This window comes from Bacillus cereus group sp. BceL062, from assembly GCF_051780025.1.
In the GTDB taxonomy this organism is placed as follows: Bacteria; Bacillota; Bacilli; order Bacillales; family Bacillaceae_G; genus Bacillus_A; species Bacillus_A toyonensis.
In genome coordinates this window covers 214,329-226,840 of record NZ_JBPWGY010000001.1, presented here as the reverse complement: position 1 = coordinate 226,840, position 12,512 = coordinate 214,329, and the positions used below count along the sequence as shown (strand labels likewise).

The following is a 12,512-nucleotide window of genomic DNA, read 5'->3' as shown; positions in this document are numbered from 1 at the left end:
TACTCCCTCAGTCCTTCTGGAAGAGGTTTAAGTTGCGAAGGCAATCTACCCATATTACAACCTCCTGTGTCCTAAGCCTAAGCTAGACATGTACTCTTTGTAGTACTTGTCGTCTTCTGTAGTCATCTTGATAGCTGGTTGCTTACCATTGATTGACTCCATGTAGGACTGATAGTACTCTTCATCTTGTCTAGCCTGCTCTAGTTTGATCTTATTCTTTTCCACTTGAACTAGCATTGTAGCTCGTTGTTGCATCTTACGTTGAAACTCGATAGCCTTCTTGTAGAGTTCTTGCTTACGTGGGGATAATGTTGCCTGCTCGTTGAACATCAGAGCGCCTTTCAATTGGGGGAATGCTACAATCGATACCTCTCGTAGTCTTGTAGGGTTACCTATGGAGTCGGTGTAAAAGGAGATTGAAACCTTTTTAGCTAGCTTGTTAGCTACTCTCTTCTTGATGTCTTCCTCTACGATTCTTAGTTTTCCCATTAGCTTGTTGCCTTTGACAGTTACACTCTCCAGGAAACCCACGGTGTCCCTGACAGAGGTTGAATGGTCTAGTTGGACTGGTACGATCTCCTCGTGGTTAAATGATTCAGCAAGCGCCCGTAAGTCTGACTCTGTGTAGTTCCTACCTCTGTGTGTACCTGTGGAGAATAACTCTGCGTCTTTGATTAGGTCGCCCTGTGAGTCCGCCGAAAAGGACTCTACTAGTTGGCCACTCTCTTTAAACTGTTGTATCTTCATGTGTACCTCCTTCGATTCAGTTGTTATAGTAAAAGCCACCCTCTGAGCGGTGACTGTCTAGCCTTCATATAGATGTCTGGTGGAGTCAATCTACTGGGTTACCGCTCTCCACCTCTATGAGCTTCAGCAAGCAAGTAACCCAAGTATTCAACTCTATTTGGTTATCCTTCTTGATTAGATACGAGATAGGTTGTTTAATGTTTGTGCTTGGAGCTTAATGTCATGCTTATCAAATACTCCCTTGATAGCTTCCTGTATTTCTTTACGGATTGCCATCGCTTGAGCTTCCCCCTCAGCAAGATCCTCTTGCCCTAACTTAGCAAGGAAATTCCAATCTTCAGTATGAGGAGCAATCCAGTTAGGGCTTTGTGGGTCTCTCTCTTCGAGTGAACCTAGTCCGTATTCCATACCTAAATCCATATGTCGTTCATTCTCTACAGCTAACTGGAATGTGTAATCCTCAATATTAAACGCTCTGTTGAATCCCCAAGCAACATATCTGTCTCGTTCGATTTTAATGTTACGCTTACGAGCTACTTCACCACAAGAGCGATACATTTCTTGCACTGCTGCTTGCTTCTTAGAACTAACCTCTGATAGCTTCCCTTGTGTAGACTCGATCTGTTTAGCAAGTGTTTCTAACTTAGCTTGTGCCTTCTTTTGAGAAGCTAAGGCAGTCTTATCTGTCTCGTCAATAATCAAGCTAGCTTCCACGATTAGTAACGCTTGTCCTACTTTAGCGTGTCCTGCTTGTGCCTCTGATAGTTGACCTTGTAGTTCCTTCTCTTGAACTTGTAACTTATCGATTTCCTTCTGTGCTGCCTCGATAGTTTTTACCTTTGTGTTACCTGCGAATAAGTTTCTTAATGAGTTCATCATAATAATCTCTCCTTTGGGTTATGGTTTAGTTTGGGAATTATATAAAGTCGGCTCGGGGTGGGTGAGCCTAGCGAAGCAATTGGGTAGGGGTTACTGCTCGATGATACCTAGTAGTTTAGCTATCTCTTTCTTTCCTGTCTCGCTGATAAGCAATTGTAGTCGTTTCTTTTCGAGTGCCTTGTAGTTAATCATTCCTTGTTCCCTCATGTAGTTGTACTTGGCAGTGTGCAAGTAGTCACCTTTCTTACTCATGAAGACTATCTTCTTCTGTAGCAACATCTTGTTGAGCATCTGAGCGGATCTGATACCGAGTGCCTTCGCTGTATCTGTCACTGTAGCGTAGCCCTCAATAGACAACACTTTGTCGTGGTACTCGATAGCAGGAGCCTGTTCGATTAGTTGTCGCTCTACTTGCTTCAACTTCTCAGTCTTCCTCTGTAGTGTCTTCTGAGCTAAGATAAGCGCTCTAGCCATTAGATCCTCCTCTGACTCTTCCTCGTGTGTAACCATGTAGCCACCGTCTCTACGGATACTCGGTAGTACCTCTGATGTAATCCACTTTTTGAAGGCTTTCGCTTGAGGTTTACGGCTAGCTAAGATTAAGCTATAGAGTCCGCTCTCGTTGATTACATTAGCGTTACCTTGACGACCTAGATTGAAACTAGCCCGTTCGTCCTCATCTAGTCTTTTTAGTGCATCTGATGTGTTTTGGATTTCTAATACGTCACATACATCCTTAGCTACGAACCACACTTGGTTATCCTTCTCGGTAACTCTTAGTTCACCTAATCCATTGTCGAATACCTGTAAGTTATTTGTCATTCTCTCCATCTCTCCCTTTTAGTTGTTTACTAGCTCACCTTTTTCACATCATTACCATGTTGATAAAGACAGCCTACCTCTCTCATAAACTGAGAAGTTCTCTCCAGCATCTCCTCAATGTTATACACTGTTACGTGGATTTCACCAATACCATCCTTGATAGTAACCCCTTTAGTAACGTCCTCAATCCCGTTAGCATACTCGAACGTCTCTACGAAACGGACATTTTTCTTAGGCTTGTTGGTCGCTCTCATATCATTGCCAATGTAGTACGAGTTAACATGTGCCCCTCGTTTGATATGGAGGTAACCCTTCGAGACCAACTCTTCTACGTGGCGTTTTACCGTTCTCAAGTTGTATCCCGTTAGATTTGCCATGTCAGTGTAAGTGATCTCTCCACCTACTGTAGCGATCATCTTAATAGCATCAAACGTTACTTGTACGTTCTCCTTGACAGTTACGTCCTCAAACAGTTCCTCAAGTCCCTTAACTTCGATTCTAGATAGCTTCTCATTCTCTGCGGACTCTCCTACCTCAGTTAAGAACTCATTGTATTGCTCCTCTGTAGAAAGTCCCATGTAACCTCTCTGAGTACGCCAGTCTAGGTAGTCACTCCATTGCTTATCCATTAGATCACCTCCATATATTTTTGTCTTAACAGTGTATATTCTCCCTCGCTTACTTCTGTACAGTCGATACTAATTAGGTAAGTAATACCTGAGTCATATACTTGTCTGTAAGTATCCTTTATGAGTCGGATATGCTCATCTTGTTTACCTTCTCCACAGGATGATGTAGTTTAGGTATCGCTTCATCGTGCCACCTCCCTAGTCTTCATTACTTGTAAGTGTTGCTCCACTTTCATATCCCTTAGTTTCGACTCGTAGTCCAACTTCATCAGCTCTAGCTTGTTATCAAGCTCTCTCTTTAGCATTCTCACTGTGTATTCCTTTCTCATTATCATCCTCTCCCTGTTTATCTTATTTGTACTGGCTCCTTTGTTACTCTTGAGTCTTTACTATCTCGTTTAGATCCTCAATGTTTAACGCCTTAGCAATTCTCATGATGCTACCTAGACTAGCTTTCCTTCTCCGTTTAATCCGAGATAGGTTAGGCTGTCTAATCCCTGATAGTTCTGCTAACTCAGTAAGCGAAATATCGTGGCGTCTTGTTAGGCTTTCTAAGTCAACTTGATACATTGTAGTTCCTCCTCTTCGTGTTATCTGTATAGGGTAACTCTTTAGTTGTTATATCGGTATTGATATAACCATAGTAAAAAAGGAGCCAGCCAAGATAAACTCAGCTGGAATATTAATCACCTGGAGAGATGATAATGAACTTGCCACTATGGTTTGGAGAACTTGTATAGGAGGTACAAATGTTACTCCTTCTAGCTCACTCAAGGGGGAGAATGAACTAAAAGCAACAACCCTCATTAATTGCTTCATATATAAAGTAGTACTACTATGGGGTAGTCCCCTCATTAATTGCTTCATATATATAGTAGTACTAGCCAGACAATATCTCATCTCAAAAGGTTAACTCCTCCTATTGAATTACGTTTCAAAATAAGACACAAGATATACCTCTTGAGAACGAACAAAAGAGCTACCCTCCTCAGGTAACAACAATGAACGATTAACTCTCCCTAGCACTCCCACTCGTCCAATTAAACTATCACGCTTGTCCTTCTGGTAGATCACCTCGATAGTTACTATCTTTATATAGCAATTCATTCCCTGCACCCTCCTCAGAAACCCCTCCTAAAGTTGTGCCTTTTCTGTCACTCCGGTGCTATTTTCGCTACCTATAAACAGCTACAACCATTGGTACCACTAGGTTTACCTAGAAGTCGGACTAGTTCATCTAGCTCTATGCAAATATACTCTAAAGGCTAACCTATAGAGAAGAACCTAGAGAGGCAAAGATATACAGAGAAAACTAATTAGAATACCTGTTAGTAAAGATTTAAATATTTAAAAGGACTACTAGAGGTAGATACTCTAGGGGTAATACTATAAAGGCTTGTCTATCTCTGTACAGAGAAGGTAAATCTTTATAGACCTTACTCTAGAGAATAACTAATTAGTTCCCAGCTCCTATAGTTCTTGTTTTAAGTTCTTAAATAATTAAAGGACTACAGAGAAGGATCTAATTAGAAATACTCTAAGGTATTACTAACTAGGCTATCTCATATAGTCCTTTGTTTTTAAATATTTAAATATTTAAATACCTAAAACCTAGAGAAGGATAACTAATTAGAATAACTAAAGAGTTATAACTACTGGTTTACCAGTTAGTACTTCTCTTTAGGCCTCCTCAGTAGCCCTTTATTTTTTTCTTACTGAGCTATGACTATAGGTTATTCTAATTAGTTAATCTATAGATTGATCTCTAGAGTTCTTTTTTCTTTCTCCAGGAGTTATTCTGATTGGTTAACTATCAGATCTAAACTCATTAGTTTAATAGCAATAGTGCTCTAATGAGATGGAAAACTAATAGAGAACGCTGTATAAATAATCTGTTGGAATTATTTTAAAGGGAGATCGTTGATCTTCACTGTTAAAGCTGGTCTTGTAAAGAACTTATAGAGTACGTCCAATAAGTGATATTGATAGGACAACTATGAGAACGAATAGAATAAACCCAGGGGGATTTTATATGGTTAAACACTTTGGATTAGGAGCCTTATTTATAAGTATCGGCTTATTAACTGCCTGCTCACAGGAAGAAGAAATTACTACGAAGGCACCATTTGAGGACTACAAGCCATCTCAGGGGTACATAAATGAGGGAGAGTTTGAAGCCCTTGAAGATGATATGACTCGTGAGGAGGTAGCTCAGTTGATTGGCGGTGTAGGTGAACTCTACAAAAAGGAGGGCTATATAGAAACCATAATCTACAAAGGTGAAGGCAATATAGATTTTGCTATGCTGAGATTCGAAGATGGCAAGTTGGACATGTGGAACAAACACGATAAAGAATAATTACTTTATAGATAGTTAGATATAAGGAGTTAGACTGAAGAGGTCTACTCCTTTATTACACGTTCTTACAGGGAACGCTCTTAAAACTACCCTTGAGATACGCTATACAAGTGTAACCTTAAGTGCAATAACTATACCCCTTGTCTGACCTGTTCTTGATTAGTAAATGGCTTCATTAGTAGGCAACTCCACGATAATCCACACAGTACTAATCCATTTACATATAATTGTGCTGCGCTCTCTTCAGTATTCAATAGCCGAGCACGAACCTTTTTGGCAACTTCAGAGTCACGTAATAGCATTCCTACTCTGAGGATAGCTCTCTTAGGAAATAATCTGCTCTCGTTGTTAGAGTATGTATACTTCTCTCCATTTCTCGATGTTACCGTATATGATCCTCTTCTTTTACTTTCTGGAAAGAAGGAGCTTATCTTGTTTCCCTTCATGAGCATGCACCCATCTGAAACAATTTCATCCTTGTGAGATTCAAGTAGATTAATTATCTCTTTATTTGATACATCGTAAAAATCTGCAACCTGTTGAAGAGTAGCCATTTCCAACTCGGGTGGTAACAATAATTCTTTTACTTTGCTAAGTACCTCCACCTTGTCAACTAAACTATCACGCTTATCTTTCAGACTGATTACCTCATTAGTTATTTTTACGTTACTCATGAATATTCCCCCTTCGTTTATTTTAATTATATGTCACCCCTACCTAAAATACAATAATATCCATTAATACTAAAAAAAGTAATACCTAAGTAATACTCAGAATATATGTCCTTGTAGATAGTGCGCTAGTGAGAAGGCTCGATGTCGGGAGAAAACTTTTTAGAAAACCTGAGGAGGTGGTGGAAACTGATTGGTACATAATGTACTAGGGAAAACCCTAGGGCGGCTGGCTCACTGGCAACTAACTGGGAGCTGATTTTCTGTATGTATATTTTCTCTGGATGGCTACATGCGTACGTGCGTACCTACCCCTATGGTTATAAAAGTAAGGTACCCCTACCGAGGTAAGTACCTAAGGAGTCTAAATACTGCTTGGCTATACCCGAGGAGGCACAGCTACTCAGGGAAACAATACACCCCTCTCATAGCACACACTATGTAGTATACTAACGAGTAATACACATGGCATACACTAATACAGCCATCACTAAGGCATACACAGTGAGAACGGATACTATATGCCCTGCTCGATAGGAACAGCACAGTAGTTACTAACCGACGTAGTGGTATACATATAGAGATAATAGCACTAGCCATATAGCTCCCTACTCATACAGGACAATATAGAGCCTACGAGAGGCTGTCTATATAGAAGCTATCTCTGCGAGTACAGTATCGTAAGCAAGAATAAACAAAGGACTTACGGGGTAAGACTAGCCCAGTATCACCTCTCTATGTGTAGCTCAGAGGATGGTTTAAGAGTTCAGTTCTATAGTTGCTGCCTCATAGATGTAACCTAAACGATTACTTCCTATAGCATTAATTATGTAAACTAATTGATAGTAAGTAGAGGGTATCTAATGAGCTGGGATACATTGGTATAACTACGTAGTCTATCTCACAAGTAGCTGCTGCATAAAATACCGTATAGGTATTACTGTATAAGTTAGCGTATAAAGGTGAATTTTCGAACAGCTAATATACAGTTTGTAACCTTGCAAGTGTTTCTACTAAGCTATTTCTATCCAGCAATACTTATGCAATCACTGTTAGCTATAGGTTTGACGAGGTAACACAATTGGAGCAGTACCTAGCAGGGTATAATCTAAGGAAAGTTTGCATTCTCAGGTACAACTGAATAGTTATGTTTTTATAACTTTAAAGTTCCTATGTTGATGTACTGAAAAGTGACCCCCTCGAGGTGGGGGTTTTACCTCTCAAGGTAATTACGTAGACAATCTAAGCATCCTCCCCTCTCAGTATTTGCCTCGTAATTACCTACTGTGGAGCAATACTATAGAGTATCAACCTATATAGCAGTCTAATTTGCTAATTCAATGGTTAATAGGTTTCTACTAAGGTAAAACAATGTAACTGTTCTTTATGAGCAAGCTATTTTCTTATTCAAATTATCCTCAATTATTATAAATATTCGTTTTATACATTTAAGTAAACCTTGCGCAATTTCTAGTAACCTTTTAGATGGCGTATATTTAGTTACCATTGATTCAGTTCCATTTGAGTGTTTTACTTTTTGATTCCACTTCTCATACGGTGGTTGATTATGTACTATATCATTCCTCACTTTCGAGGCTTCTCGGAATTCTCTCGCTCCTCTAATTCCCTCTAACTTATTATATAATTCTCTATCTATAAACTTAATCTGAGACATTGCATTGTGAAAGCTTTTATTAATTCTTATAAGCTTTCTCTCCTTTTCCCTCTCAGTTTTCAATCCAAAGCATGCAAATAACAAATGAGCTAACAAATCTAAAGCAGTGAAAGCTTTTTGAAATACGCTATCAATATTCTGATCAAAGTGTATCTTATTTGTCCAATCTTCATCCGTAAGGTTATTTAGGAATAGATATTCTCCATCTGAAATACCTCGATTCGAATAATATAAAAGATATGCATAACCCAAGTTTAACTGAAAGATTCTTTTGTTTAACGAGCTAGCAAGCTCAATTGTAAAAATCTGATGGTCTAATTTATCAAACCAAAAAAGTTCTTTGTTAGTCCAATTAAATGAATCACTCTGGATTTTATAATTGTAAAGTGGGCTTTCTTGTAGTAGTGGTAGCATCTCTTCTTTAGTCGGAAATTCAAACAGATCAATTTCAATAGCCATGTTTCTCCTCCTTACTTATTACTAGTTTATACCAATATTCCAGGTATGTTAATGAAATTTCATGAAAACCCCCTCTAAGCTTCTCCCTCATAATTACTTATAATCAAATTATTGCGTTAACAATATAGCTTAAGAGCCTTACCTCCCCAGCTTATCAACAGAGTATCAACTACTTACTAAGGCACTAACTCCATAGAAAAAACACTGCTTAGATTCAAACAGTGTTTAGCTAATACCTATTTATTTTCTTCCCCCTGAGCCGGAGCCTTTGGAGAAATACCATTAATCTTCAAAGCCAGATCAACAAGTGCGTCTTCTCTCTTATCCTCATTCTGAATCTTAGATAGTAAGAAGTTACTAAAGTAGAAATGATGAGTGTTTACAAATCGATTATGAAACTCCGTTAAGGCTTTTACTGCCTCGGAATGCATTTTTAAGTAAATTACAGCAATAAAGTTAGATAGTATTGCTCCTACAGCTCCTACTGAAGCTACAATTATTTTATTTTCTAGCTCATTAGAGAGATTAGCAATTAAGAAGTACAAAGTTATCCCAATTATTGCAAATCCAATAACTATACATGCTATACCAACTAAAAATATCCATGAACTTTGCTTAAGATTCTCATCATAATATCTTTTTAATTCAAGATGATGATGTTTAAAGAGTTTTTCGGATCTTTCCTCTAATGAAGAATCAGAGATAGCTAATAAATCTAATTCATTTTCTAACTCTAGTAATTCAGTCATGTAATCAGTTGATGGTCTTAGAATAGGAAATGCTAAAAATACCATTCCATAAATAACACTAATAAAAGAATATAATGGGATAAAAGAACGGGACCCATATGGAAAAATATTTTCTGGGAACATATATAAAGCTACCGGAATAACTACAATACAAACAAAAGCAACGAACATAGCCAATCTACCCGTTCGCTTTCTTTTGTTCATTTGCCACTTTAACCTATCCTTTTTTTCTTGAATAATTGATTTGCGATCCATTTCATATATCACTGTCATGGTTACACCCCCTTAAATCAATAAATCTACCTATAACACTATAACATAAACAACCTCAATAAACTATATTTTCCATACCTTCATGATTTGCAAAAAAAAACTCCCCGAACCTACCTAGATCACTGATTAGCATTAAATTCGAGAACCCTAACTCAAGGGCTTTATTGTTGGTTATTCACAAACGAGCTAGGTAAATCTATTAGTCTAACTTTCTGGACTACCTCACAAGTTCAAACTGAATAGTTATTGACTCACAAGTCTGTAACCTCTATAATTTTCCTAAACGAATAACCAAAAGAGTGGTCACTCATAGATAAAACCTCATCAGGCTTCGCATCCGCCTCAACTTCCGCTGAAAATTCATTATCTGCCATGGTTGTTGGCGTATGTACGCATCCGAACTACCGCGGAAATGGATATGCTTCGCTTATATTGCAAAAAATGATTCAAGACTTTACGAAAGAAGGCCGAACACTTTGTTTGTTTTATAACAATCCAGCAGCTGGACGTATTTATAAACGACTAGGGTTTAAAGATATTGGAATGTGGACGATGTACCGATAATAAGAGCTACTCTATATACGGAAATAGTTGTCACTTAGCAATAAAAGCAAATTATACAAAAATTTCATACCGTTATGAAGAAGATGGAGAAACTACTTGTGAAGCGATGACTCTAACTAAAATATGTTAATGTATTCAAGCTAAATTTAGACAGATTAATGGCCCCAATTGTTACATATAGTCTAGCAATTGGGGCTGCATTTTTATGCTCTAATTCTCTCCAATACAACTAGAAATAATTATTAAACATTCACCACACTAATCTCTATAAATATTCCATCATGATACAATTAGAAGTAATTGCATCACCTAAAACCTCCTCAACTTTCGGTCTTTCATTCACTTACTTAATCATTTATTATTTTCATATTTCTTTTTACAATTTACATACTCTTTCGTAGCTTCTTGATTATTATCTTTTTCACTACTAAAATACACATATATTTGCTGACTATGTGTTAACATTTTACCTTCATCATTTTTCTTCTCATATTCAATTGAAATTGTTAATTCTGTTATTTGCATTGGGTGTTTTTCATTGTCTATTGAATCGTTAAAGTTAAGTACAATTGATGCATTTTCAAATTTATTATATTGCAATTTTAATTTATCATTAATTATTTCTTGAAATTGTGCTTCTGTTAAAGTAAATCCAACTGAATTTGGTTCATTAAATTTTTTTCTATTACCATCTGCTTTCAGTTTTAAATTCCCTACACCTTGTAATCTATTAAATATCAATTTCACAGGAGAAATATCTAAATTTGAATCCGAACCTTGAACTTTTCCGTTTTTATACATAAAGTTGGTATTATATTTTTCTTCTTCTTTATAATTAATATCCTTATGCCTATCCTTTATATCTTTTGTTTTACTTGTTATTTTTTGAGACGTTATTCCATATAACAATTTTTCTTTCAAATTATATATACCTTCAGTTGTTTGATATAGCGTATTATAATGGTTTTCATCACCATTTGTTTCTATAGTAAAATCAACAATCCGCTCTTTCACATAAGCATATCCATCATCACTCGCAGACATAGCCTTTCTCATATCCCCTTCATCCAAAGCTTTGACAAACGGCTCATAATCTATCTTTTTTTCACCAAAACTACACGCACCTAATAGAATCATTACTACCATCATAATAATTATTTTATTAATTAATCTTTTGGTCACATTAATCACCTACATAATTAAAATGTCTTTGATAGTTCAAATAGTCTTCTTTTATTTTATTATTACTTTTTTTATCATTAAAGCTTACAAATATTTGCTGTTGTTTTAAAACATTTTCTTTCTTTACACTTACAGCTATTCTTATTTCTAATAGTCCCATAGATCCTTTCTTTGAATCTTTTATAGCATTAAAGTGCAATCCAATTGAGCTACCAATAAATTCATCATATTCTAACTTTAATTTATCGTTTAGTACTTGTTGAAACTGAGATTCTGTTAGACTATAACTAACAATATTCGGTTCATCGAATCCTTTTGTATCTTCTGACGGTTTTAAATCTTTTATTCCCTGTAAGCGATCCATAATTAATTTAACAGCGGACACATCAAATGCTGTTTTTACCGTCTTCACTTCCCCACCTTCATACATAATATTAGTATGATAAATTTCTTCTTCTTTGTAATTACTAATATCCGCCTTTTCTTTTTCATTTTTAATATTTGTAGCTATTTCCTCCGTTGTTTCTCCAAATAATTTTTTCTCAATCGTATTATAAATCCCCTCTGTTGTTTGATAGATTGTTTTACTATGAGTACCGTCTTCTTTTTCCTCAAAAATCCCATATATGCTTCTCTCTTTCACATAAGCATACCCATCATCACTCGCAGACATAACCGTCTTCATATCACCTTCATCCAATGCCTTTACTAATCTCTCATACTCTATCTTCGTCTCCCCAAAACCACATCCACTTAATAAACTTGATACTATTGACAGAACTATCATCATCTTAGCTTTCTTCTTGAACTTCATACTGACACCCTTATTCAATCAAAATAAGCTTTCCTCTTTCCATTTTGGAAGAGGAAAGCTTATTTCCTTTTAAATTTATTTTTTCCCCTTTATTTCTAACTCTTGTGCTTGTTGTTGCTTTTTATTTTTTTCAATTACTTTTTCAACAAACTCATTCCGCCACATTTTAAACTTAGCTGCGAATTGACCTTCAATTTTATTTCGATACCCTTCAAATTTAACCTCTGCAATATCCGCGTGGTTAAATAATTTATACGTCTTTTCGGTTAAACCCACTGGATGCAACACTCCGCCATAATCATAGAATGTGTTTTCATCAAGTAATAAACCTCTCGTAGTGATTACATACTCCACATCTTCCTCTTCTTTAAGACCCAATCTCACAACACTTCCTAAAGGTAATACTTTATCCATATAGTCTTTCATATTAATTCACTGTCCCTTTTAGTACGCTAATTTTCTCTTCTATTTTTTGTCTTTTTTTCTCTAATTGACGAATACGATCAATAAATGCCTCACGTGTTTTTCCTTGTAATGTACTATCAATACTACTCTCTAACCTTCTAATATCCCCTGTTAAAGATGCAGCTGCTTTTTCCAATTGCACTACAACGTTTATAATTTGTTCTCGTCCACCACTAGCTGGAAATGTACTATGAACTCTTGACATTATTGTATGTAAATCCACC

The 12,512-nt window shown here is 36.5% G+C and carries 13 protein-coding genes and 1 pseudogene; 2 read left to right on the top strand and 12 right to left on the bottom strand.

Features of this window, described 5'->3' with window-relative positions; all coding sequences use genetic code 11:
* Positions 1-54: 54 nt before the first annotated feature.
* From ACS2MN_RS01140 to ACS2MN_RS01120, 5 genes are all read right to left on the bottom strand, one after another.
* A complete protein-coding gene (locus ACS2MN_RS01140) occupies positions 55-747 on the bottom strand; it encodes a hypothetical protein (protein ID WP_346994281.1) in 693 nt (230 codons plus the stop codon).
* Positions 748-921: 174 nt separating this feature from the next.
* Positions 922-1,626, bottom strand: a complete 705-nt coding sequence (locus tag ACS2MN_RS01135) for a hypothetical protein (RefSeq protein WP_346994282.1) — start codon at positions 1,624-1,626, stop codon at positions 922-924.
* A 90-nt stretch (positions 1,627-1,716) separates the two neighbouring features.
* Complete coding sequence (locus ACS2MN_RS01130) at positions 1,717-2,448, bottom strand: BRO family protein (protein WP_088093147.1); 732 nt, start codon at positions 2,446-2,448, stop codon at positions 1,717-1,719.
* A gap of 29 nt (positions 2,449-2,477) precedes the next feature.
* Positions 2,478-3,077, bottom strand: a complete 600-nt coding sequence (locus ACS2MN_RS01125; RefSeq protein WP_346994283.1) for a winged helix-turn-helix domain-containing protein — start codon at positions 3,075-3,077, stop codon at positions 2,478-2,480.
* Between the two features lie 372 nt (positions 3,078-3,449).
* The gene (locus ACS2MN_RS01120; protein WP_240380008.1) at positions 3,450-3,647 is read right to left on the bottom strand and encodes a helix-turn-helix domain-containing protein; all 198 of its coding nucleotides are present in this window, start codon (positions 3,645-3,647) and stop codon (positions 3,450-3,452) included.
* 1,462 nt (positions 3,648-5,109) lie between these two features.
* Here ACS2MN_RS01120 and ACS2MN_RS01115 point away from each other — a divergent pair.
* Positions 5,110-5,436: a hypothetical protein gene (locus ACS2MN_RS01115; RefSeq protein WP_346994284.1), complete on the top strand. Its 327-nt coding sequence runs from the start codon at positions 5,110-5,112 to the stop codon at positions 5,434-5,436.
* Between the two features lie 131 nt (positions 5,437-5,567).
* Here the strand turns inward: ACS2MN_RS01115 and ACS2MN_RS01110 are convergent, their stop codons facing one another.
* From ACS2MN_RS01110 to ACS2MN_RS01100, 3 genes are all read right to left on the bottom strand, one after another.
* Positions 5,568-6,110 carry a hypothetical protein gene (locus tag ACS2MN_RS01110; protein ID WP_346994286.1) on the bottom strand — a complete coding sequence of 181 codons (543 nt, stop codon included), beginning with the start codon at positions 6,108-6,110 and terminating at the stop codon, positions 5,568-5,570.
* A 1,381-nt stretch (positions 6,111-7,491) separates the two neighbouring features.
* Positions 7,492-8,241, bottom strand: a complete 750-nt coding sequence (locus ACS2MN_RS01105) for a Cthe_2314 family HEPN domain-containing protein (RefSeq protein WP_098819907.1) — start codon at positions 8,239-8,241, stop codon at positions 7,492-7,494.
* Positions 8,242-8,477: 236 nt separating this feature from the next.
* On the bottom strand, positions 8,478-9,263 hold the full coding sequence (locus ACS2MN_RS01100) for a TRADD-N-associated membrane domain-containing protein (RefSeq protein ID WP_247610933.1): 786 nt from the start codon (positions 9,261-9,263) through the stop codon (positions 8,478-8,480).
* Positions 9,264-9,596: 333 nt separating this feature from the next.
* Here ACS2MN_RS01100 and ACS2MN_RS01095 point away from each other — a divergent pair.
* Positions 9,597-9,827, top strand: a pseudogene (locus ACS2MN_RS01095) (GNAT family N-acetyltransferase); the annotation flags it as partial.
* Positions 9,828-10,178: 351 nt separating this feature from the next.
* Here the strand turns inward: ACS2MN_RS01095 and ACS2MN_RS01090 are convergent.
* The 4 genes from ACS2MN_RS01090 to ACS2MN_RS01075 form a co-directional block, all read right to left on the bottom strand.
* Positions 10,179-10,976 carry a DUF3952 domain-containing protein gene (locus ACS2MN_RS01090; protein ID WP_015000416.1) on the bottom strand — a complete coding sequence of 266 codons (798 nt, stop codon included), beginning with the start codon at positions 10,974-10,976 and terminating at the stop codon, positions 10,179-10,181.
* Positions 10,977-11,010: 34 nt separating this feature from the next.
* On the bottom strand, positions 11,011-11,823 hold the full coding sequence (locus tag ACS2MN_RS01085; protein ID WP_088056034.1) for a DUF3952 domain-containing protein: 813 nt from the start codon (positions 11,821-11,823) through the stop codon (positions 11,011-11,013).
* Positions 11,824-11,898: 75 nt separating this feature from the next.
* Entirely contained in the window at positions 11,899-12,249 is a 351-nt protein-coding gene (locus ACS2MN_RS01080) for a DUF4176 domain-containing protein (RefSeq protein WP_088056035.1), read from the bottom strand.
* Between the two features lies 1 nt (position 12,250).
* A complete protein-coding gene (locus tag ACS2MN_RS01075; protein WP_000363098.1) occupies positions 12,251-12,511 on the bottom strand; it encodes a hypothetical protein in 261 nt (86 codons plus the stop codon).
* Position 12,512: the final 1 nt, after the last annotated feature.